Raw genomic sequence first — 21,503 nt, 5'->3', positions numbered from 1 at the left:
TTTTATCAAATGCTTTTTATATAATTTTTCTCCAGCAGGAAGGGAATAATGTGCTCACCGGCAAGCCTGACTGCATTAGATGAACCTCTTGTTGCCTCTATTCTGATACAAACAACCGTATAATCTGTTCCTGCAGCATTCGGCGCAAAAAAAACGTACCAGCCATCATTTACTTTTTTTCTTTTCCAGATCCTTTCCGGGGTCCCTGTTTTTCCGGCAACACTTATGCCCAGGATATCAGTTTTAGGGGCACTTTGTTCGATCATAAAACGTTGTAACATGGCCGCATAGGCCGGTTTTATTGCCAGAGGAATGATTTCCTTCCTGGAAAAACTTGAATCGCTAGACTTAAGTACATAACGGTTCGCTCGCAGATTTCCCTTATTTGCAATGCCGGCAGCCATTCTTGCCACTGCTGCAGGACTGGCAATCAACTCCCCCTGGCCCCAGGCCATCCCGGATATTCCTGTCGCCCGATTTTGGTAAATACGGTTTGGATTATAATGGCTTTTAAACTCCGTCTTGCGCCACAGCTCCATCCATTTTCCATCCTGTCTTTGATTGTCAGGCTTTTGATTATAGTAATAGCCACCCACACCATGCAGAAACATTCCTGTTTTCAGGTATAATGCGGCCATCTCTTCCTGTAAATGCTCCTGGTTTGCCAATTTAATAAAGTACACGTTATTAGATTTTACAACAGCCCTTTCCATATTGATCAAACCTGTTTCATCTGGTTCTGCCCCATTTGTCCGTATCCGTTCATTCGTTTTCACCAGATAGCTTTTATCTGCTGCATTTAAACCTAATTTATTAAATGCCGCCATTGCAGTCAGGATTTTGGCCGTTGAACCTGGCTGGGTTGCAATGGTAAAACCCGGGTCGGCATTGGTGACCCAACCCGGCAGCTTATTCTGATCTGTGATACTTAAATTGAGCTGTTCCCAATTGTGAACAGCAGGCAGCGGATAAGCTGCCGAAGCAAGCACGTCGCCGCTTCCGGCCTCCATGACCACCACGGAAACCCGATTATTTTTTAAAGCAGGATCACTTGCCAGTGATTGCTGTATATGAGTTTGCAGTCCTGCGTCAACAGCAAGCCTGACATCCCGGTTCTTCTGTTTGAGCAAAGCAATTTCAGCACTGTCCAATCCGGATTGCAAAAGCGGGACCAATGCCCCGTAGTCCCTTTTTTGAACAGTCATCTCTTTTACTCCCCTTGGAAGAAAGCGGTCTTCCCTGTACCGGGATGCCTTAACAGTATAACTGTTCAGCGGCATTTTAAAACCCCTGAGTTCTGCCGCATGTTCATATTCCCCGAAATAGCCATTAATTCCACCTGTAAAAATTCCTGTATTGGCATCCCCGGTCCAGAAGAACATTTGTTCTTCAAAAGGATAATAACGGGAAGGACGTTTGTGCATAGCAGAATCCAGATCATATTTCCCTGCTCCTGCTGCTTTCAAAACATCATACTGTTTTTTAATCAACGCCGGGTCGCTGGTTGCCAGAAGATTCCCGTCACGGTCATATAAATTTCCGGCGGCAAGTTTTTTCATCAAAATGGCAATTCTTGGATTATAGCTGAACATCCTGGCCCCACTCTTATCGGCAACCAATGCGGGCCTGGAAATCCATTTTTTATTATTAAAAGCGTAAAATGCCGTATTCAAAAGCAGTAAAAACACAGCAATACTGGCCACAGTCAGGGCAGGAACAAGGTTTGCATCCTGTTGTTTGCTAATGTAATCCATCTGAACCTTAGTTCCTTTCAAGGAAGATACACCCATCAGAAATCCTGCTCCTGCCAGATTAATCATTAACGAAGAACCACCATAACTTTCAAATGGCAATGAAACGCCTGAAAGTGGCAATGCCCCTGTAGAGCCTCCTGCGATAAGCAGAAACTGGATAAAAGTACTGATCCCGATTCCGGTACATACATAAAACAGAAAGGGATTGCCACTCGCCCGGCCAATCAGAATAGAACGGTGCAAATAAAGCAGGAACAATAAAAAGATACAGGTCATCCCCAACCAACCAAACTCTTCTCCTATAGAGGGTAGGATCATATCCGTATGTGCTTCAGGGATTGTTTTGGCATAGCCTTCCCCTGTACCCTGACCAGTGAGGCCACCTCCTGAAATCGCCCAAAGTCCGTTAGCGACCTGATCACCTCCGTACACTTCATTGTTCCAGGCGTCCTGCCATATGGCTTTCCGGTCAGAAAGCCGCTCGACAGGCCCGGGAACAATGCGGTGTAAAAATGGGATCTTATCAATGGTTAGAAAAGCAGTGATCACCAAAAGAGCCATCAGGGCAGATTCACTTGCCTGTTTCCGTTTATACAATTGAACCAGAAACAAAGCACCAAAAGTAAGTGCAGCGTCAATCCATACATTATCAATAAGAAAGCCGATTAAGATGTATAAGGCGACAAAAGCGGCCATATACATAAAATCGCCCCTGGAAAAAGAAAACAAAACGATAAATGTAAAGCAAATCACAATCGCCGGACCAAGATCTCCAAGTGTTAAAAACAACAGGAGTGTAAAAATGATCGCCAGCAGGGCGAAAGAAAAAAATGACCAGCGTTTTTTCCAGCTTGCATAAGCAGAGATAAATTTTTCATTCAACGCAAAAAAACCGGACAGAAACAGAATAACCAGATATTTCACCACCTCACTGGGTTGAATGCCAAATAAATTCACCTTCACCCCACTTCCTTCGGGCCCTGAGCCCATCAAAATTGTTGACACCAATACCACCATGGCCAACACAATCCATGGCCAGCCATTTGCCGCAGTACGGTCTTTTTGAAAAAGAAAGAGTCTGTACAATTTTGAATCTGCGTTAAAACGTTTTAAATTGAGGAGGCTTAAAAGTACAACTACAACCATCCCTGCCACCAGATAGATCAGGGTATCGGTTGCCAGGAAGCGATCCCTTAAAGGATCCTGCAAACTTAGTAAACTGAGCAGGGACAAGCCTGTAAGCACCATCAGTGCTGGCAGCAAAAACTGATCCGCCGCTGCCGCAAAAACGCTCAGCAGGATATGGACCAATACAAAAAGCAGTAAAAAAGAACCGGCGATGATCCAATAACCTTTTTCAAACCGAAGTGGGCTCCTGACAATAAATGCGCCATCTGTTTTAAGGGTATTAAAATCCCTGGAAGACAGCAACCTGATGCGATGCTCTTTTTGTCTGAAATTAAAAACCTCATTCTGCTTTAAATCAATTGTGCCCTGGCTTTTTCCAAATTCAAAGCCAGGCTGTAATGGCAGCACCTCATAAGAACGTCCTGTCGGAAGTCCTTTAAATTCAAAATCACCATTTTCGTTTGTCCGCACAAATGCACTCAGCGGCTCCAGTTCCAGGCTGTCTTTAGGGATAATCATTTCCAGTTTAACCAATACCCCGGCAATGCCGCTACTTTTTTGCCCAACCTTACCTTTAATACTATAAATACCCTGACCAAGATCCCGCGATGCAGGAAGTGGAGCTGGCCTTGTTTGCTCTTTTTCATAAGAGGAGCTGCCAGTATCCTGGTAACCAAGAAGTGATCTGGACAAAAGCACACGCCTTTTAAAAGAGCTCCCCCCCTGATCAAAGGCCTGTTGGGCGGAAACAAAATAGCTTTGTTTGTTCAGCTCTCCAATATTCTGAAAATGTCCGTTTTCTTTTAGTCTTTGATCAAGTATCTTTCCTATAAACGCAATATCTCTTGAATCCAGATCGTAATTGCCCTTACTTAAAACATTTCTGATCCCACTGACAGGGTCAGCATCATTCAGATTGACAATGGCCCCTTCCTTCAGCTTGACAACAGTTCCCTGAAATCTATGTTCCAGAACACTAAATAATCTAAAAAACAACAGTATAAACACCAGACCAGTTGCGGCAATAAATAACCGTTCACTCCATCTGCCCCTATTGTTTTCAGTTTTATTTAACTGGTCTCTTTTCATGTTTTTTCATTTTCCCAGGTATGGAATCCCTGTAATAAATTGTATCCCTTAATGGCTTTTTAAGTGTATCCTTTAAACCTGGGGTCATGGGTACCCATGGATTTTCATAAACCGGAGCAGCTATACTCCTTTTTTCTTTAAGCATTTGAATTTGCTGATACATCCAGGCACATGTCCCCAGCAGCAGCACAACCAGGATCAGTAAAAAAAAAACCAAGCCCCTGTTTTTTTTCTGTGCAGGCTCTTTTATGTTCAAACTGTCTTTAACCGCTTCAGGAATAGACGAAGCAACAGGCCTGGCAGCAGGCTTGGTTACAACATGGTTTGATATGGCTTTATCGTTTCTGACCAGCACTACAGTAATATTATCTTGTCCCCCGGCCTGGTTCGCCGCATGAACCAGGGCAGCAGCCTTGTCATCTAATGAAGTTGGGGCCAGCAGTATTCTGTTGATATGAGCCGCGTCAATCCGGTCCGTCAGCCCATCGCTACACAACAAAAGCAAATCACCCGGTAAAAAAGGAGATTGGCCCGTTTCTACAAAATCAGCAGGCCAAAGTTGACTTGAATCCAGTCCCAGGGCCTGATTAATTTCATTTCGTTTTGGATGCTTCATTGCCTCAGCTTCCGTAAGTCTTCCAGAATCTTCTAAAAAACCGACAAAGGATTGATCCTGGGTAATCTTTACCAAAACCTCATCCCTAAAAAGATATAAACGGGTATCCCCCACATGGGCATAATACAATTGGTTTTGTTGTATATCTGCAAGGACCACTGTCAATACACAAGCCATTTTTTCCAGAACAGGATTCTCTTTTTTCCGGAAATAAATTTCTTCATTGGCCTCCAGAAGTGTTTCAAGCATTTTGGGAATCAGCGCTTCATTTCCCTTAAGGCCTGATAATTTTTTGCGAATGCAGTCTTTTGCTATTGCAGCGGCAACTTCTCCGCCTTCATAACCACCAACCCCATCAATCACACAAGCCAGAAAAAGACCATTGTCCAGTTGTTCAGACAGAAAAGCATCTTCGTTATTTTCCCGGACCATCCCTCTATCGGTCAGACCAAATATATTATTGCTCATCACCCTGTCTTTTTATATCTGTAAAATGTCTGATCAATAACAGGATACAAATTACTACCAGAAAACCCGTTAACAATTGAGACATCAGCTTTATCCTTTAAATATATTAATTCCGATAATTCCATTGAGCAGGATTTTTGAATTGATGGGCAATTCTGTCCATTGCGGGCTGTTGACATCACTTCTTTGGACCTCCTGTTCATTGATAATTGTTTTTTCCCCAAAGGAAGCCAGGTAAAGTTTACCATCCGAAACATTAAACCTGATGTGCAGGTGTGGGCTATCCACCCAATCGGAAGGTATTTTAAAGATGTCCGGCCCTTTTCTTTCTTCTTCAGCACCTGAAACAATAATGTCCTCTGCTTTCATCAGAAATTCAAACTTTTTACCACTGTATTTCTGATCGGGCATAATGGTATCCAGCCTTGCATAGATCTTTTCCGTCCTGGTGACCGGTTTCTTTTCTGCACCCTGCGGTTCATAAAGATATGGCAATTCATAATAGCCTTCACTGTAATAGGTAAAACCTTTCAGAATATCCTCATTTACATCCAGGGTCTGGGCAATACCCGTTTGACGGGGAATAAAAGTAACCCGCAGGTTTTCTTCTTTCTGCTGACTGCCAGGCATCAGTTTACCAATAAAGCCAATGTCCCCTCTTTGATAATCCGGATGTGAAACCAAACGAAAAATCCATTTTGAACTCGAGGGTTCTACTTTTTTGCCTTCCTTTTCATAAGTCTTCAGAACCTGATAAAATTGCTTAACGGATTCATCAACAATAATCCCGAACAAGCCCTGTTTCTGCATCAGGAATTCTTTATAATCATCTGCATTAAAACAAATAATGTACTCATGATAAAAAACAATACGTCCTGCAAAAGAAAGTTCTTTAATCGATGTTTTAAACTGTTGCAGGATATAATTATATACGCCATCGGGACTTAATGCAGCTGCCTGCACTTCTTTTTTTGTTTTCTTACCGGGAAGGAAAAGGTCTTGTAAACCTATCTTTTTCCAAAACGTTGTTTTCGGCTCCATCTCTGTTTTGTTAAAAATGAACTGCTGTATCCAGATCGAGTTTTGTCGTATCGTGAGCAGGTTTTGTTATGGGTTTGACCTCTGCAGGTTTGATCCGGCTGGCCGTATCCAAAACGCTATCCGGAATATTGTTTACAGGCCCGGTATCTGTTTGGGGTGTAGTGGCAGGACTGTCTGTCACAGGGCTTCCATTCTTACTTCGTGGTTCGGGGTTGTTTTTTCCCGAATTTGCAAACAACAACAATCCCATTGCGACAGCAAGTACAACCATCAAAGTCACCATGGCATAAAATACAGGTCTTGAAACTTTAATATGATCGGCATCTTCTGCTTGCACGATACCATCAGTCTGCGCTGCTTCCTGATACTGCAATACCAGGGCCTGCAACCTTTCGTTTTCACTGGTCATCACCGCTGCACTTAAAGTATAATCCCCTTGTTCTGTCGTACTGGCAACACTACGGTGTATAATAAAATCCTGGAGTTCTACTCCATTTCCAAATCGCTGTAGCGGATCTTTCCGTAAACATTTTTCAACCACCTGCAGCAGCCAGGAAGGCACCTGCATTTCATGAAGTTTTTTATCATCCGACCAGTTTTCTGGTATATTTCTGTGACGGATAGCATTTAAGTCTGGTATTGCCTGCTCCATGTGGGCAAGCATCACATCGTTTCTTGATTTTTGCCCCTGGTCTGTTAAAGGAAAGGGTACCTGCCCACTCAGCAATTCATACAGGATAATGCCATAGCTATACACATCTGTCTGGAATAACAATTGTCCTTCATTTTGTTCCGGGGCCATAAACTCTACCGCTCCTGCATGTCGGATGCTGGTTCTGCGCTGGTCATCGGACATCGCTGACAAACCAAAATCCAGGAGTACATAATTACCGGAATGCACATTGAATTTCACATTATTGCTTTTAATGTCTCCGTGCTTTACAGAAAACTTATGGCAATGTGCTAGCGCATTGGCCAGCTGATCAGCAACTTTTATAACCTCCTTAATTGTAAATACAGCATCGTGGGGAGGCTTGAGCAAATCTTCCAGATCAGGACCATCAATGAATTCCATTTCAATAAAAGGAAAGGACCCGCTTTCGGTAATTCCTGAATTCAGAATCTTTACGACATTCGGATTAGGTTCTTCATTGACTTTTTTTAATTTCTCCACTTCATTCTGAAAATTCCTGAAGTTTTTGTCCTCTTCACTTTCCGTATGGATTGGTGTTGGCAGTAACTTTACCGCTGTAATAATGGTACCGGTCCGTTTCCCTTTATAAACCGAGCCTTGTCCTCCAGTACGGAGTGCCCCCATATTCTCCAGGCCTTCGGTAATTGTAAATATTTTACTCATTCAACTTTATTTCTGATTAATAAAGACCCACTGAAAGCAGCTGTCTTTATGCAATAAAATTACAACAATTTTAGTTCCATTCTATCATCTGGCTCCTTGCTTTAAATCGCTTTTGTCAAAATGACACTATCCGCTCTAAATCCACATCCTTTAAAAAAATTTAACAAACTCTTTTGCAACATCTTATAAAAATAATGCCGGCCGGCTTAAGGGTAAAACAGCTTGCTGTTGTCCCTAACCTAAAGATGCCCGCATTTGACAAAAAAATTAAAGAAACAACAATTACAATGAGAAAACTCCAATACTGCTTAGTTTTAATAGGATTAAGCTTTTGTTTAAAAACCAGCGCTCAAAACGGTTTTTCTGGTAAACTCCAGGTAGACTATGTCCCTTTTTCTAATTATGTAAGACCAGTCGATAGCCTAAAGACAGGTTCCACCAGCAATTTCAAAAGAATACAAGCTTCCTTTAGCATTCCGCTTTCTACAAAAATGCACGAATTAGGAAGACCAGTCATCTGGGCGCTTGGACTTGATGGCAGCTATGCCCAGATGACCAACCGTAATTACACCGAAAAAATCTTTCCAGAGGAAATGCTCAATGCTCAAATTGGTTTGATGCACTCCAGACCAATAGGCAAAACCTGGTCAATTATGGCCATGGCTTCGGTAGGGATTTATACCGATATGGAAAAAATATCATCAGATGATGTCCTTGCTCAGGGAGGTGTTTTATTTATTAAACACTTTAATCCACGTCTGGCTTTTGGTTTTGGTCCTGTGCTCACCAATGCATTTGGAACACCGATGGTGCTGCCCGGGCTTTACTTCGACTGGGTTACACAGGGTAAATACAAACTGCACATTAATTTCCCGCAGGGAATGGAGTTCGGAGTAAAAATGAGCGATGTAATTTCACTTAATGCTGTTGTCGAACTCAGTGGGATGACTGCAGAGGTAAACAGGGAAAACAAATCGATGATTTTAGGTTACCAGCAAATCATTGCCGGTTTAAGACCGGAATTTAAAATTAGCAAATCATTGACTTTTCAATTAACTGCAGGAACAACATTGGTCAGATCTTTCAGCCTGACAGATAGAAAAATAAGTGCCATCTTTAAGCAAAAAGATCATGCAGACCCTCGTTTCACAACTGCTGCTTATGGTTCTGCAGCATTAAAATGGAACTTTTCTAAAAAGTAAAAATCAGCAAGCTTTCCTTGAGCAGGTGTTTCTGCCTGTTCAGGGAAATATGGATCAAAGAAACTGGGTAAGTATTAAATGTAACCTACTGGCCTCAGCCCAAAGAAGTGTCGATATGTTTTTTTCCCAGATAAAGCTGGAAAAGGATCATTCCCATTCCGGTCATAATGGCCAAATCTGCTACATTAAAAATACCGGTTTGAAAAATACCAAAATCAATATGCATAAAATCCGTGACAGAACCGTGAACCAGTCTGTCATACAAATTACCTATGCCACCACCCAGCACAAAACAAAGCCCAATTGTATAGGCTTTACCAATATTACTTCTGCTGAGCAGAAAATAAAGTCCAAAACCAAGAACAAATAATGGAAGCAGGCTAAGAAACAAAAACCTGATCCAGGAAGGGAAAGTATCCCCGATACTTAGAAAAGCTCCGGAGTTTTCGACTTTGGTCAGGGTCAGGCGGTCGTAGATCAATTTAATATGCTCATGATCACCCATCTCCTTTCTCACGATTGTTTTAGTCATCTGATCACAGCCAATAGTACAAGCCAGAATACATATTAAAACAAAATTTCTAATCAACAACCTGCTTTTTTTCATTCTTTAATGTTTTTCAGACGTACTGGCTGGGTTATAATTTTGTTTTGGAAGCGGAACGAAATCTGTTTCACCCGGAACAGGGACAAATTCCTGGTTCAGCCATTTTTGTTTGGCCGCTTCTATTTTTTCCCTTGAACTGGCCACAAAGTTCCAGTAGATAAAACGTTCTTCAGCAAAAGCTTCTCCTCCAAAAACATAAACCGTTGTATGTTCAGCCATGGTAAATTCACAGAGACTGGCCTGTTTGGCCACCAACAACTGCTTGGGTTTAAATTCGTGCGCTTCGGTCTTTATGCTACCTTCCAGAATATACATACCGGATTCACCAAAAAGCTCAGCTCCAATATTCACTTTGCGGGCAGCAGTACTTTTTATCTCCAGAAAAAATTGCTTACTAAAAACAGCCACCGGTGATTTGCGGCCAAAAGCTTCTCCGGCAATAAGACGAAAAGAAACTCCATCCTTTTCCCAATGTGGGATGTCTTTTGCCTCTATATGTTGAAAGGAAGGTTCCATTTCTTCAAACTCCAAGGGCAAGGCCACCCAAATTTGCAGACCATGCAGGTTTTTATCTGTTGTACGCAAATACGCAGGTGTTCTTTCGGAATGCACAATTCCCTTACCTGCCGTCATCCAGTTCACAGCTCCGGGATGGATTTCTACATCGGTACCCAGGCTATCCCGATGTCTGATGCTGCCCTCAAATAAATAAGTGAGCGTGGAAAGCCCTATATGCGGATGCGGGGGCACATCAATATTCTGATGATCATTTAAAGCCGCCGGCCCCATATGATCTATAAAAATATAAGGTCCAACCATTCTTTTGTCCCGGAACGGAAGTAACCTACCTACAAGAAAATTACCTATATCTGCAGGTCTTTCTTCAATAATCACACTTATATTCGACATGTCATCATTTATTAAATACGAACGAAAGATACGCTTTAAATATATGCAGAACTAAATAATTCTCTGTGGTAAATCTGTATTAGGGCGACAGAACATGAAAATTTTACTTCCATATAACCCAATTAAATTTCAGTCCTTTGGGATTATCTCTACATTTATTTTTCAATACTGTAAACAACCGGATCTATGAAAAATTTCGAAAACCCTGTCCTGGAATATATCCATAAGCACAATCTTGTTGGTATACGTGCAGGGAAAGACAGAACAACTTTTTTAAACATCTGGATGGTAGCCTTTCAGAACAGAATTTTTGCAAGATCCTGGGGCCTTGCAGAAAAAAGCTGGTACCATTGCCTGAAAGAAGGGGAGCAAGGGGCAATACAATACGGAACAAATGTGGTCCTGGTAAAGGGCATCATTCCGCATGATCTGGATGTCATTACACCTTTGATCAATGCCGCTTATCTTTTAAAATATGATACAGGGGGTGATAACTCCTATTATGCACATGGAATTACGGAGCCAGAGCATATAAAACGCACTATGGAGTTTATCCCCTTACTCTAGTTTACGCTCTTTTTTAATGCTTATACTTGGTAAATTTAAAATGACTACGGTTAAAGCCCTGTTGTTCATAAAATTGATGTGCCCTGTCACGTCTTACATTAGAGGCCAGTTCAATCAGTTCGTAATCCCTGTCTTTAAGCTGCAGATCCAGAAATCCGAGCATCTTTTTACCAACCCCACTTCCTCTATATTCGGGACTGACTATAAATTCTACAATTTCATAAATGTCCCCGTCATGATGTAAAACGTTCTGAAGATGACAACTCAGGAACCCAACCGGCTTGCCCGCCCTTTCGGCAAGAAGCAGCAGAATGTCGGGCGAGATTACCTGATTTCTGAACCTGGAGCAGAACTTTTCGTAGTTCATTTCTTTTTCTTCCAGTGTACAAACAAAACTATAAACTTCCTGTAAATCCTCAGGGTCCGCTCTCCTGAAAACCAGCTCTTCGTTTTTTTCCAGACTCATAATTTTAATTTTATCCTTCTTAAGCCCTTGCGCTTGTTCTAAATATAAGAAAGACATTTTAGAAACTGTTTAGATTTATAAAAGTTTAAACATTCCATTTCCATCCTGTTGCTGTTAACAACTATACCAAAACCAAAAGCCCATCCGGATTGTATAGTCTATAATGATCATCAATAGATATGGAAAAAATAATTCAGGTATTGTTTAACAATGAAGTAGAAGCATTTACAGGACTTCAGGCCCTTCAGCAGCTGGACTTGACCAAAGACATTTCTTTGGGTGAAACTTATGTGCTCAGTAAAGATGAAAATGGAAAAACAGCTATTAAATCTGCAAAAGACAAGAGCCAGGGCAGCGGGATAATTGGTGGTGGTTTATTGGGTGGTCTGCTTGGTATTCTAGCTGGCCCCCTGGGCTTTATTGTGGGATTAGCAGGTGGAATGATTGCGGGTTCTGCTGGTGAAACCCTACATGCTGAAGATGTTTCAGATTACCTTGATGCAGTTTCAGCGAACGTTCCAAATGGAAAATCAGTTCTGGTGGCCCACGTTTGGGAAGACTGGGAAACCCCTGTAAACACCGTATTATTACCCATCAGCAGAGAGCTTAAAAGATTTAAAGTCCAGGACGAAGTATTTATTCCTGCCCAAACAGAACTGGGGAAGATCAATTCGGCCGTACAACAAGCAGAATATAAACTAAACCAGGCAAAAGATAATGAACTTAGCGAATGGAAGGCAACACTGACTGACCTTAAAAAACAGCAAAAGGATTTGCAGGGGAAACTGGATAAGAATTTAGCCTTGCAGGAAACGCAATATCAGCAGTGGATTGAAAAAACCAAAAATACAGATTCAGAACAAACCCACGAACAACAATCAAGACTAAAGGAAAGGGCGGGTGCGCAAAAGTCAAGATTAGAACAAATAAAAAAGAACAGGTAAAATATTTTGCCCCCGGAAGTTTCCATGAAATTTTCCTGAGGGCAAAATGCCTTTCTATTTTATCGTGTTATTTTTTAGAAGATCTTAAATCCGACGGAAAGATTAAATATTCCGGTTTTTTCATCCAGTGCTTTATTGAACTTGGTAAAACCCCTGGTGTAGCGGGCGTCAATAGTGATGTTACCAATATCAACACCTGCATTGATTACCCCACCCAGGTTTACCCTTTTATAATCAAAACCGGCAGGTGCATCAGGTGTGTTCAGGTTATAACTAAAATCAGGACCAGCTGAAACACGGAAGTTGAGGCTGGAAGTATTGATCAGTTTATAACCAACCATCAAAGGAACATTTAACTGATTGAATTTGGGCTTATACTCTTTGGAATTCAAGGTATACTTGCTACCGAAAGTAGAAAAATTAAGCTCTGGTTGAAAATACAAAGCCTTACCTACCCTGGCAAACACACCAATATTAAAACCGGCTTTACCTCCTTTGTCTGTCAGGTCATTAAAACTGCTTGGTAAGGTACCATAATTTGCGCCAGCTTTAATACCAAGATTAAAATCAGGGGTTTGCGCTTTTGCAGAAAAAACTCCGGTTCCAATCAATACTGCGATCAAACATAATTTAATAGTTTTCATTCTTTTTGTGATTTTCTTTTGTAAAATGATTTGTTATTTGGAGGTAGGACAACAGAAAATCACTTTACCCCTATGCGGGGAAAAAAAATTCTTCAAAAAGAATTAATCGGGTTTTCTTTTAAAACGGCGAGGTATTTATCGAGAAAAAACTTTTCATTTTTATGCTGATACTGAACGATGTACCTGGGATGTTCAAGCGGAATAATCTTGTCAAAAAAGTTATATTCCTTATTTATACGGTTCAAAAAAGTATAATTTTTTAGCCCGAGACAATAACACACTTCCCTGCAAATTCCCAACGCAATCTGATTTTCGATGTTTTCCAGAATAACTGGCAGCAGAAGAGCCGTCAATTGCTTATCGTCATAATAATTATAATTTTTCCCCCTGAAAGTAAGTGCAAGAGGAAAAACAGAGTTGATGTAAAATTTACTATAAAATAAGTCTACACCTCCAAAAGCTTCAATCATATCATAAACAAATACGGAAGAAGGTTCATGGGTTAAAGGACCGGTATAAGCCAAACCGCAATTTTCCTGTAGCCTTTTGGGGTCTGTGAAAGGAATTCCGGTTACTGCCCCTCCAAATCGGCCGGGATTGATGCCTATAATCAGGTGACGCAACTTCTGATCATGATAAAACTTCTGATAAAAATGACGGGCAAGCTCCATTACCCTGGCATCATGCAGGTATGGGTTTAAAATTTCAACACCTTCAGGAAGCGCTATCTGATAGCTAAGGCCTTTATAAAAATCAATAACCCTGTCGGCGAATGTTTTCTGCATCTGTTTACCTCTATTGAATTTACCATAGCCTCTTAGGTTTTCACCGTCCTAGCTCATTGAAGGAAAGGAAATCCCCTTAATTTTCCTGAACAGTTCCACCGCATACAAATCGGTCATCCCGGAAACAAAATCCAGGATACACAAAATTTTGGTATAAGTATCATTTTCTTTTGTTAGAAATTGCTTGGGAATAAGTTCTACCAGTTTTTTATGGTATTTTGAATGATTCTCCAGATATGCAGGAATAAATTCTTCCAGCAATCCACCCATTACCTTGTAACCGGCAACCTCAATCTGAACAACAGAAGCGTAATTATAGATTTTCTTTATGGATATTTTTTCAATAGCCTTCATTGTACTTAAATACGGTTCCTCTATTGCATCCATTAGGCTCTTGTTGAAATCTCCTTTCAACAGGGCTTCCTGTTCATTGTAAAATACATTAGAGCATAACCAGATTAGCGTACTGATAGATTTTGCCCTCATTAAAGTAATTTTGGCATCGTCGTCGTCCATCTCTGATAAACGCGCTGGTAATTTTGGATCATTACACAAGGGAAGCAACAACGCTTCCACTTCTGCATAGGATAATATTTTTAAGCGGTGCGCATCTTCCAGATCAATAATATTATAGCAGATATCGTCCGCAGCTTCTACCAGATACACCAGGGGATGTCGTTTGTAAACAACCGGATCGTCCTGAACCCTGATGAGCTCCATTTCTGCAGCAATTTTCTCAAAGCCGCTTTGCTCTGATTGAAAAAAGCCATATTTTTTGGTATAGATATTTTCCTTGTTGTGTCCGGCAAGAGAAGCACAAGGATATTTGGCGATAGAGGCCAGTGTCGAATAAGTCAGCGCAAAACCACCTGTTCCTTTCCCCGCAAAGGGATGGGTTAATATTCTTAATGCATTCGCATTTCCTTCAAAATGAATCAGGTCTTCCCATTGAGAAGGGCTTACTTTTGTTTGATAGATTTTCCCTTCCCCACTGGCAAAATAATGAGAAATCGCAGATTCTCCCGAATGCCCAAAAGCAGGGTTTCCCAGGTCATGAGCCAGGCAGGCCGAAGCGACAATGTTTCCAGCCTCAATCAACAAGGGACAAGTTTCATCTAAATCTGGTTGCTCATCCTTCATTCTGTTGTAAAAAATGGTTCCCAAAGAACGTCCTACACTTGCAACTTCCAGGCTATGTGTCAACCTGTTGTGCACAAAAACACTCCCTGGAAGCGGAAAAACCTGGGTTTTATTCTGCAATCTTCTGAAAGGTGAAGAAAAGATGATCCGGTCATAATCCCTTTGGAATTCTGACCTGGCTTCTTTCTGATTTCCTTTAAATCTGTCTTCATTACCCCAGCGTTTGGCAGATAATAACTTTTCCCAATGCATCATTTTCATATTCTTTAAACCGGTGACAAAGTTCTATTTAATTGCCACAATTTCAAATTTTAAAAAGCCCGATTTCTAAAACATTCCCTGCCTGCTGACGTTATATCTACGGGCTTATCTAATTGTAAAGCCAAACCAATAATTATGGGAAATTTTAACGAAAACGATTTGAAAAATTATGCAGAGGTATTAGATGCTCTATTGCTCCAATCTTCTAAAAATGCAGCAAAAATAAGTACGCTATTGGACATCCAGGCGCAAATATTGGCAAAACTTGAAGGAAGAGATCTTGGAGAACTGAAAAACAGCATCAATGCCAGAGTAGATTCTTATGAAAATGAACTAAAAAAGTAAAGCTTTAGCCTTCATAGATTACACCTGAACCTGGTGTTTCCTGTAGTTCAAGTTTAACCAAAGCCGGCAACAGGGGTTTGAGTTTCTCCCATATCCATACCATCAAAGATTCGGAAGTTGGGTTTTCCAAACCATCGATCTCGTTTAGTGTATGGTGGTCAAGTCGCTTGATTAAGGGGTTTACAATTGCTTTTAAATCACTAAAATCCATAAACCAGCAACTTTCAGGATCAATTTCACCCGAAACAAATACTTTAAGATGATAAGTATGGCCATGCATTCTCCCGCATTTGTGACCTGCAGGAACATTGGGCAGAAAATGGGCGGCGTCAAAACTAAAGCATTTGTAAATGATCATGCTGATTTTTTAAAGCCTAAAGTTGACAAATCCCTATTCCTTAAAACATGATGAAGGTCACGTTTAATCTAAAAAAAACTTTAAATTAATGGCAGTTCATTAAACTGCAACAAATAAATTCCTTTCACATTATGATCAGCAAAGAACAGATTTTCGGATATTCCCCAGACAAAAAATATAAAAAGACGGTTGCCTATTTTTCTATGGAATTTGCAATAGACCAAGCCTTAAAAATATATAGCGGAGGCTTGGGCTTTCTTGCGGGTTCACATTTACGCAGTGCCTATGAATTAAAACATCCAACAATTGGTATCGGAATGCTTTGGAAATACGGTTATTATGACCAGTTGCGTGACAAAAACATCAATATGAAGCCTTTCTTCGTTGAAAAAGACAATTCTTTTCTGGAAGATACAGGAATTACTTTCACCGTACCGGTACATAATGCTCCTGTTCATGTTAAAGCTTATCTGCTCCATCCGGAAACCTTTGGTTCAGCACCTCTGTATCTGCTCAGTACAGATCTGGACGAAAACGACGAAGTATCCAAAGCCATTACCCGAAGACTATATGATTCGAATGAGTCTACCCGCATTGCCCAATCTATGATCCTTGGGATAGGTGGTGCTATGCTCCTGGATATTTTAGGGTTAGATATTGATGTATACCATATGAACGAAGGGCATTCACTGCCTTTAAACTTCTATCTTTATGCAAAATACAAAAGCCTGGAGGAAATAAAAAAAAGGCTCGTATTTACCACACATACACCTGAACTTGCCGGAAATGAAGAACATCGTTTTGACCTGCTCCAGGAAATGTCTTTCTTTTACCATTTGCAGGATCATGAAGTGAAGTATTTATTAAACATTGAAGGAGAACAGCTGAATTATACTTTAGCTGCACTTCGCTTTGCAAGAAAGGCAAATGGGGTTTCCAAACTCCATGGAGAAGTAGCGCGGGAAATGTGGGGGCATTACCCTGACATCTGCGAAATTATCTCGATCACCAATGCACAGAACAAAAATTACTGGGAAGACAACGAGCTGGAAAAAGCCGTGGCACAGGATAATGATCAGGACATTGCAGACAGAAAAAAAGAATTAAAATCTGTTTTGTTTAAAACGGTAGCCGATCAGTGCGGCAAATTATTTGACCCTAAAGTGCTGACCATTGTCTGGGCCAGGCGTTTTGCTGCCTATAAAAGGGCCGATCTTTTAATGCGCGACTGGGACAGGTTTGTCAAATTAATCCACAACGAGCAATATCCGGTCCAGATCATTTGGGCTGGAAAACCTTATCCTGAAGACCAGAAGGCCATTGAACTGTTCAATCAGATCATTATCAGCAGCCGTCCTCTTAAAAATTGTGCTGTATTGACCGGCTATGAACTTGGTTTATCCGCATTACTCAAAAAAGGATCTGATGTCTGGCTCAACAATCCAAAAATGTACCGAGAGGCCTCAGGAACCAGTGGAATGGCTGCGGCCATGAATGGCAGCATTAATCTTTCTGTTCCCGACGGCTGGGTACCTGAATTTGCAAAGGACCATGAAAATGCTTTTCTTATCCCCACAGCCTCCCGGGAACTGACCGAAAGTGATCAGGATGTATTTGAAGCTACAGCTTTATTGGATAAACTTGAAAATGAAGTAATCCCGATGTACTATACGGACCAGAATAAATGGTTGTCCATACTAAAAACCGCTGCAAAGGAAATTGTTCCCCGGTTTGACTCCGGAAGAATGGTAGAGGAATATGATCAGAAATTGTATTTATAATAAAAGGGCCTAAAGGCCCTTTTATTTATATTATTGAGGAAGTTCAGGGGATCTATCTTTCCAGGGTTCTGTGCTGATGGAATACAAAAAGGCAATCACTGCTGCTTTTTCTGCCGGGGTCAGGTGAAGCGGTTTTAACAGTTTATCCTTAACAGGATATAACGGATCATTCAATTGTTCCGGTTTACGTTTTTGATCCGGCATTCCTACATTATACATATTCATTACCCCATCCATATTGCCAAACAGCCCATTGTGAAACCAGGGTGCTGTACGCATCACATTCCTTAACCCCGGAGTTTTAAATTTACCAACATCTTCCGCTTTTTTGGTTACATTATAGCGTCCCAGATCCTGATATTTTCTTCCATAATAGGTTAAGCCTGCATTATGAAATTCATTATCAGTAAATAAAGGTCCGTTATGACAATTCATACATCTGGCTTTGGTCCTAAACAAATGCAAGCCTTCAATCTGCTGGTCAGTCATCATTTTCTTATTCCCTTCTAAAAAACGGTCAAAGGCAGCTTTACGGCTCACAATCGTCCTTTGAAAAGTAGCAAGGCTTTTAAAAATACGATCGGTATTGATCTTGCCATCCCCAAAAGCACTTTCAAATAAAGGTTTATAACCTTTGATTTTCGCTAATTTTTGGGGTAGAGATTTCATGTCCTGATGCATTTCAATAGCAGAAGTCAAAGGCCCTTGTACCTGATCTTCCAGGCTGGAAGCCCTTCCATCCCAGAATAAGGTTTTAAAAAACCATACATTTTCAAGTACCGGTGCATTCCTGGAATTGGCTGCGTGGTCATGTCCAATGGAAACCTCTCTTCCATCGGCCCAGTGCAAATCAGGTGCATGGCAGCTGGAACAGGAAATCTGATTGGACTCAGATAAGCGGGGGTCAAAGAAAAGGATCTTCCCCAGCTTTACTTTGTTTTTATTGCTATCCACTGTCATGTCTACAGGAGAAGGTGGCAACACCCCCAGTTCGTTATACACTACGCCAGAATCAATGGTCGCTTTAGGCCATTTTAGGGCAGGTCCGGCATATAATTTTCTCAGTGAATCCACTGACAAATCGTCCCCCTGCTTAAATTCAAAAGACCTAAAGGATAAAAGCAATAGAAAGACCGAAATAATGGCCATGGACATGAAGACTTTGTTCATAAAATATTAAAAATATAGATTCAAAGAAAGGTTCGCAGTATACCTGTAATCACCTGGTAAAGAATAAGCTGTAAAATTAATTTCCGGTTTATTAAAGGCCTTTACCAATCCCGAGTTGAATTCAATACCAGTTCTGAAAGTTTTACTTAAAGTTGTATTTATATATCTAAAATTTAAGTTCAGCATTCCAGAAGTGCTCAATCGGTAAGCGTAATCTGGATACACTACCCCTCTGGTAAATTCTGTCTCCTGAGTTACAGGCACAAGTATATCTGTTTTCATTGGTAAAATTACAGAAGGGGCCAGCCCTATAGAAAACCGGCTCTTATCTGGCCATACCAAATAATAAGCCGCATGTAAACCAGGTTGTATATTACTGTATTCAAAAAAATGCGCAGATACAATATCCCTCTTTGAGGATTTTGTATAAGCAGCCGACATTCCCCATTCAAATGTCCTTTTACCATAAGTATCAGAATTCCTGAAGGAAAGACTTGCATGCGTATTTTTAGCCATATAATTTTTCCCTAAAAGATCGTACACATAATCATCTCCTGCCAGATGGCTATAGCTTGCTTCGACCTGTTTTACATTATTTTTGTATTTACGGGTCATCAACAGAAATCCACTTAACTTGTCACTGGTATAATCGCTAAAAGGATCTGTTAGAAGAGAGGATTGCAAGGATTGCATATTCTTCTCCTTGCTCTGGAGATAATCTAAAGTGGCCATCCCATCCCAGAGACCGGTACTTCCTGAAAAGTGAAGGCTGGCTCCATTGTACTGTTTTCTTCTTGAAAAATTATTTTGTCTTCTAACAACATAACCATAGCCATAATTTAAATATGAAATCCGGTCAGGATACAACACCCCTTCGGAGTAATCCTTATTTTTATATTTAATTGTCGTTGTCTCTGTACCATATCCAATATGTGCACCAATGCCGATGTTAATTTTTTTTGTAACAAATGTGAGCTCTGGCCTGGCCTTTAAATCAAACCAGTTTAAAGACATTCTTGGATCTATAGACCTATCAGACAAATAATAGATATAATCAAAGCCAGAAGATAAATATAAACTACCCCGGATTAATTCATAGCTTATAACTCCTCTTCCATGATACTTTTGCCGTGCAAAATCACCGGCTTTTCCGGCCAGGTAATAAAAAGGTTCATCGTCTATCTCTTCTCCCCTTAATGCATAGGCCAGGTCCTGTTGTCTACTTTTTGTATAAGCAAAACTTCCATATAGTTTAAACCTGTTCAGCTTTTTTATTCCATCCGCATTGAAGGTAATATCATAACCAGAACCTGGGCTCTGCGACTTTTTGTAATTACCACCTTGTCTGGTATATTCCAGATTTACTTTACTAATCTGATCTTCTCCATTTCTGAGTAAAAAAGTTGCATTCTGCTTAGAAGCTTCCAGACTATTTAAGGCTATGTTAAAAAAAAAGCTACTGTCGGCGGCTTTTTTTTCCTGAGCAAATAAGCGCACCGACAGCAACAATAAAGCAATAATTATTTTAACTTTCATTATTTAAAAGCATTCTTGGAAGGATCTGCCATCAACAGATAATCAAAATCTTCAGAAGAGTTATTGGAATCTTTTAAAACCTTTCTCCCGTTAACTGTTTTACCTGTTTTCCGGATAACTGATTGAGAAGAATATGAGCCACCCGGAACAAATGTAAAACCCGCATCAATTTCAGAAGGTAAGCGGTGCGGAACACGCTTTGTGTCGACGGTAGCGGCCAATTCTACTCCATCTATAATCATTGAATTCGGTAGTTGTACGTACTGAGCAGTTGAAGAAGTGATGGCCAACGCATCTGGAGCAGGAAATTTAGGAAATGAAGAAATATCGTTTTTTGTTTTAAACAATACGATGGCTTCTTGTCCCCTGGCATCCAAAATCAGGTCACGGTCAGATATTCTATACAATACGACAAGGTTAGGGACTAATGGATTATCGATATCCGTTGCCAGGACATTAATACCGGGTAGGTCCCCATAATAAGCTTCAAAATCAGCATGGCTCAAATCAACCGTAAGTTCTGGTCTTTTAACCCCGACTTCCTTCCCAGCATTATTAGTATACGGAGCTTTATGATTCAAGGCATTTTGGGCAATAATGATACTTTTTCCAGGTTCAACCGGATACTTCTTTCCTGTACCAGGAATACGGACTATAGTTGTCGCATATATATAATCAGAATTTGCTTTGCTATTATTCATGGTCAGCGATTTTGTCCAATCAAACTGACCAGTTGAAAGAAACCAGGGTTTGGTCAGATCCTGTGTAATACTATTTACTCCGTTAACCAACGCAATGCATAGGCTATCTGCATACATAATTTCATTAGAATTGTTATAAATCTCGATGAACTGATCCCTGAATACAGCCCCGTCAGTAGTGCTTGATCCACCATAATAAATTTGTTTCAATACCCAGTCGCCCAATCTTCCGGTCTTCATATTCAAAACCAATGTCCCTGAATTATCACCAACAACCGCATTTATATTGGCATTAAAAACAACGTCCTCAGCTGTGTAAACACCTGTTAAGTTGCTATAATCTTTCGCTTTAATCGTCAAAGTCGCCACAGCAATATATTTTCCGGGTATGATACTGCTAAAGGTAACAAGACCATTTGCATCTGCTTTAGCCTTATTGATTTGACCATTGACCTGATTGGTTAACGTTATTTCTGTGTTTAAAGGAGACAAACCTAACCCAGCAATTTGTTCATCAAATTTAACTTGGAAAGTTGCGGCAACGGCCCCCACTTCAGGATTGTCTTTCTTGCAGGCCGACAATGCACAAACAAGAATAAATAGTAAAGAAAAGAGTTGGATTTTTTTCATATCA

Annotated in this window: 19 protein-coding genes; 5 read left to right on the top strand and 14 right to left on the bottom strand. The window is 40.6% G+C overall.

The genetic code is table 11. The annotated features are described in order from the left end of the window. Nucleotides 1-5 precede the first annotated feature (5 nt). From B0O44_RS18950 to B0O44_RS18935, 4 genes are all read right to left on the bottom strand, one after another. On the bottom strand, nucleotides 6-3,971 hold the full coding sequence (locus tag B0O44_RS18950) for an FtsW/RodA/SpoVE family cell cycle protein (RefSeq protein WP_110833675.1): 3,966 nt from the start codon (nucleotides 3,969-3,971) through the stop codon (nucleotides 6-8). Next, a complete protein-coding gene (locus B0O44_RS18945) occupies nucleotides 3,949-5,055 on the bottom strand; it encodes a PP2C family protein-serine/threonine phosphatase (RefSeq protein ID WP_110833674.1) in 1,107 nt (368 codons plus the stop codon). The genes B0O44_RS18950 and B0O44_RS18945 overlap by 23 nt, the downstream gene beginning before the upstream one ends. A 90-nt stretch (nucleotides 5,056-5,145) precedes the next feature. Then, complete coding sequence (locus tag B0O44_RS18940; protein ID WP_110833673.1) at nucleotides 5,146-6,096, bottom strand: hypothetical protein; 951 nt, start codon at nucleotides 6,094-6,096, stop codon at nucleotides 5,146-5,148. 10 nt (nucleotides 6,097-6,106) lie between these two features. Then, nucleotides 6,107-7,453, bottom strand: a complete 1,347-nt coding sequence (locus B0O44_RS18935; RefSeq protein ID WP_110833672.1) for a serine/threonine-protein kinase — start codon at nucleotides 7,451-7,453, stop codon at nucleotides 6,107-6,109. A 287-nt stretch (nucleotides 7,454-7,740) separates the two neighbouring features. On the opposite strand from B0O44_RS18935, the gene B0O44_RS18930 reads away from it, so the two are divergent. Next, nucleotides 7,741-8,655: a DUF6268 family outer membrane beta-barrel protein gene (locus tag B0O44_RS18930; RefSeq protein ID WP_110833793.1), complete on the top strand. Its 915-nt coding sequence runs from the start codon at nucleotides 7,741-7,743 to the stop codon at nucleotides 8,653-8,655. A 94-nt stretch (nucleotides 8,656-8,749) separates the two neighbouring features. Here B0O44_RS18930 and lspA read toward each other — a convergent pair whose 3' ends face one another. Together lspA and B0O44_RS18920 are read right to left on the bottom strand one after the other, a co-directional pair. Further along, the gene (gene lspA / locus B0O44_RS18925) at nucleotides 8,750-9,262 is read right to left on the bottom strand and encodes a signal peptidase II (RefSeq protein WP_110833671.1); all 513 of its coding nucleotides are present in this window, start codon (nucleotides 9,260-9,262) and stop codon (nucleotides 8,750-8,752) included. Nucleotides 9,263-9,265: 3 nt separating this feature from the next. Continuing rightward, nucleotides 9,266-10,171, bottom strand: coding sequence for a pirin family protein (locus tag B0O44_RS18920; protein ID WP_110833670.1), 906 nt, complete (start codon nucleotides 10,169-10,171; stop codon nucleotides 9,266-9,268). Between the two features lie 186 nt (nucleotides 10,172-10,357). Here B0O44_RS18920 and B0O44_RS18915 point away from each other — a divergent pair, with 186 nt between their 5' ends. Continuing rightward, the gene (locus B0O44_RS18915; RefSeq protein ID WP_110833669.1) at nucleotides 10,358-10,738 is read left to right on the top strand and encodes a DUF2255 family protein; all 381 of its coding nucleotides are present in this window, start codon (nucleotides 10,358-10,360) and stop codon (nucleotides 10,736-10,738) included. 13 nt (nucleotides 10,739-10,751) lie between these two features. On the opposite strand, the gene B0O44_RS18910 is transcribed toward B0O44_RS18915, so the two are convergent. After that, nucleotides 10,752-11,204, bottom strand: a complete 453-nt coding sequence (locus B0O44_RS18910) for a GNAT family N-acetyltransferase (RefSeq protein WP_170123372.1) — start codon at nucleotides 11,202-11,204, stop codon at nucleotides 10,752-10,754. A gap of 179 nt (nucleotides 11,205-11,383) precedes the next feature. Here B0O44_RS18910 and B0O44_RS18905 point away from each other — a divergent pair, with 179 nt between their 5' ends. Continuing rightward, entirely contained in the window at nucleotides 11,384-12,148 is a 765-nt protein-coding gene (locus B0O44_RS18905) for a hypothetical protein (protein ID WP_110833667.1), read from the top strand. Nucleotides 12,149-12,222: 74 nt separating this feature from the next. Here B0O44_RS18905 and B0O44_RS18900 read toward each other — a convergent pair whose 3' ends face one another. The 3 genes from B0O44_RS18900 to B0O44_RS18890 form a co-directional block, all read right to left on the bottom strand. Next, nucleotides 12,223-12,792, bottom strand: a complete 570-nt coding sequence (locus B0O44_RS18900) for a porin family protein (protein ID WP_110833666.1) — start codon at nucleotides 12,790-12,792, stop codon at nucleotides 12,223-12,225. Nucleotides 12,793-12,884: 92 nt separating this feature from the next. Further along, the gene (locus B0O44_RS18895; protein WP_110833665.1) at nucleotides 12,885-13,577 is read right to left on the bottom strand and encodes a uracil-DNA glycosylase family protein; all 693 of its coding nucleotides are present in this window, start codon (nucleotides 13,575-13,577) and stop codon (nucleotides 12,885-12,887) included. A gap of 48 nt (nucleotides 13,578-13,625) precedes the next feature. Next, nucleotides 13,626-14,969, bottom strand: a complete 1,344-nt coding sequence (locus B0O44_RS18890; RefSeq protein ID WP_211321419.1) for a deoxyguanosinetriphosphate triphosphohydrolase — start codon at nucleotides 14,967-14,969, stop codon at nucleotides 13,626-13,628. Nucleotides 14,970-15,113: 144 nt separating this feature from the next. On the opposite strand from B0O44_RS18890, the gene B0O44_RS18885 reads away from it, so the two are divergent. Continuing rightward, nucleotides 15,114-15,323: a hypothetical protein gene (locus B0O44_RS18885; RefSeq protein WP_110833664.1), complete on the top strand. Its 210-nt coding sequence runs from the start codon at nucleotides 15,114-15,116 to the stop codon at nucleotides 15,321-15,323. 4 nt (nucleotides 15,324-15,327) lie between these two features. Here the strand turns inward: B0O44_RS18885 and queD are convergent, their stop codons facing one another. Further along, nucleotides 15,328-15,681 (bottom strand): 6-carboxytetrahydropterin synthase QueD, encoded by a 354-nt coding sequence (gene queD, locus B0O44_RS18880; protein ID WP_110833663.1) that lies wholly within the window; start codon nucleotides 15,679-15,681, stop codon nucleotides 15,328-15,330. A 131-nt stretch (nucleotides 15,682-15,812) separates the two neighbouring features. Between queD and glgP the strand changes: the two genes are divergently transcribed. Then, nucleotides 15,813-17,462, top strand: a complete 1,650-nt coding sequence (glgP, locus tag B0O44_RS18875; RefSeq protein ID WP_110833662.1) for an alpha-glucan family phosphorylase — start codon at nucleotides 15,813-15,815, stop codon at nucleotides 17,460-17,462. A 30-nt stretch (nucleotides 17,463-17,492) separates the two neighbouring features. Here the strand turns inward: glgP and B0O44_RS18870 are convergent, their stop codons facing one another. Genes B0O44_RS18870 through B0O44_RS18860 form a run of 3 tightly spaced genes read right to left on the bottom strand, consistent with a single transcriptional unit; the run spans nucleotide 17,493 to nucleotide 21,499 of the window. Continuing rightward, the gene (locus tag B0O44_RS18870) at nucleotides 17,493-18,632 is read right to left on the bottom strand and encodes a cytochrome-c peroxidase (protein WP_110833661.1); all 1,140 of its coding nucleotides are present in this window, start codon (nucleotides 18,630-18,632) and stop codon (nucleotides 17,493-17,495) included. A gap of 6 nt (nucleotides 18,633-18,638) precedes the next feature. Further along, nucleotides 18,639-20,168: a DUF6850 family outer membrane beta-barrel protein gene (locus B0O44_RS18865; protein WP_110833660.1), complete on the bottom strand. Its 1,530-nt coding sequence runs from the start codon at nucleotides 20,166-20,168 to the stop codon at nucleotides 18,639-18,641. After that, on the bottom strand, nucleotides 20,168-21,499 hold the full coding sequence (locus B0O44_RS18860; protein ID WP_110833659.1) for a DUF4876 domain-containing protein: 1,332 nt from the start codon (nucleotides 21,497-21,499) through the stop codon (nucleotides 20,168-20,170). Before B0O44_RS18860 ends, B0O44_RS18865 begins: the two co-directional genes overlap by 1 nt. Nucleotides 21,500-21,503 lie beyond the last annotated feature (4 nt).

Origin of the sequence: Pedobacter nutrimenti (assembly GCF_003208655.1) — a bacterium.
Lineage (GTDB): Bacteria > Bacteroidota > Bacteroidia > Sphingobacteriales > Sphingobacteriaceae > Pedobacter > Pedobacter nutrimenti.
This window is presented reverse-complemented; position numbering and strand designations above follow the sequence as displayed.

What these genes read in the sequence shown, in the direction of transcription:
- B0O44_RS18890 (WP_211321419.1), bottom strand. Translation starts at nt 14,969, where the DNA reads ATGCATTGGGAAAAGTTATTATCTGCCAAACGCTGGGGTAATGAAGAC.
- B0O44_RS18895 (WP_110833665.1), bottom strand. Translation starts at nt 13,577, where the DNA reads ATGCAGAAAACATTCGCCGACAGGGTTATTGATTTTTATAAAGGCCTT.
- glgP (WP_110833662.1), top strand. Translation starts at nt 15,813, where the DNA reads ATGATCAGCAAAGAACAGATTTTCGGATATTCCCCAGACAAAAAATAT.
- B0O44_RS18905 (WP_110833667.1), top strand. Translation starts at nt 11,384, where the DNA reads ATGGAAAAAATAATTCAGGTATTGTTTAACAATGAAGTAGAAGCATTT.
- B0O44_RS18910 (WP_170123372.1), bottom strand. Translation starts at nt 11,204, where the DNA reads ATGAGTCTGGAAAAAAACGAAGAGCTGGTTTTCAGGAGAGCGGACCCT.
- B0O44_RS18950 (WP_110833675.1), bottom strand. Translation starts at nt 3,971, where the DNA reads ATGAAAAGAGACCAGTTAAATAAAACTGAAAACAATAGGGGCAGATGG.
- B0O44_RS18865 (WP_110833660.1), bottom strand. Translation starts at nt 20,168, where the DNA reads ATGAAAGTTAAAATAATTATTGCTTTATTGTTGCTGTCGGTGCGCTTA.
- B0O44_RS18945 (WP_110833674.1), bottom strand. Translation starts at nt 5,055, where the DNA reads ATGAGCAATAATATATTTGGTCTGACCGATAGAGGGATGGTCCGGGAA.
- B0O44_RS18940 (WP_110833673.1), bottom strand. Translation starts at nt 6,096, where the DNA reads ATGGAGCCGAAAACAACGTTTTGGAAAAAGATAGGTTTACAAGACCTT.
- B0O44_RS18935 (WP_110833672.1), bottom strand. Translation starts at nt 7,453, where the DNA reads ATGAGTAAAATATTTACAATTACCGAAGGCCTGGAGAATATGGGGGCA.
- queD (WP_110833663.1), bottom strand. Translation starts at nt 15,681, where the DNA reads ATGATCATTTACAAATGCTTTAGTTTTGACGCCGCCCATTTTCTGCCC.
- B0O44_RS18885 (WP_110833664.1), top strand. Translation starts at nt 15,114, where the DNA reads ATGGGAAATTTTAACGAAAACGATTTGAAAAATTATGCAGAGGTATTA.
- B0O44_RS18870 (WP_110833661.1), bottom strand. Translation starts at nt 18,632, where the DNA reads ATGAACAAAGTCTTCATGTCCATGGCCATTATTTCGGTCTTTCTATTG.
- B0O44_RS18930 (WP_110833793.1), top strand. Translation starts at nt 7,741, where the DNA reads ATGAGAAAACTCCAATACTGCTTAGTTTTAATAGGATTAAGCTTTTGT.
- B0O44_RS18920 (WP_110833670.1), bottom strand. Translation starts at nt 10,171, where the DNA reads ATGTCGAATATAAGTGTGATTATTGAAGAAAGACCTGCAGATATAGGT.
- B0O44_RS18900 (WP_110833666.1), bottom strand. Translation starts at nt 12,792, where the DNA reads ATGAAAACTATTAAATTATGTTTGATCGCAGTATTGATTGGAACCGGA.
- B0O44_RS18915 (WP_110833669.1), top strand. Translation starts at nt 10,358, where the DNA reads ATGAAAAATTTCGAAAACCCTGTCCTGGAATATATCCATAAGCACAAT.
- lspA (WP_110833671.1), bottom strand. Translation starts at nt 9,262, where the DNA reads ATGAAAAAAAGCAGGTTGTTGATTAGAAATTTTGTTTTAATATGTATT.
- B0O44_RS18860 (WP_110833659.1), bottom strand. Translation starts at nt 21,499, where the DNA reads ATGAAAAAAATCCAACTCTTTTCTTTACTATTTATTCTTGTTTGTGCA.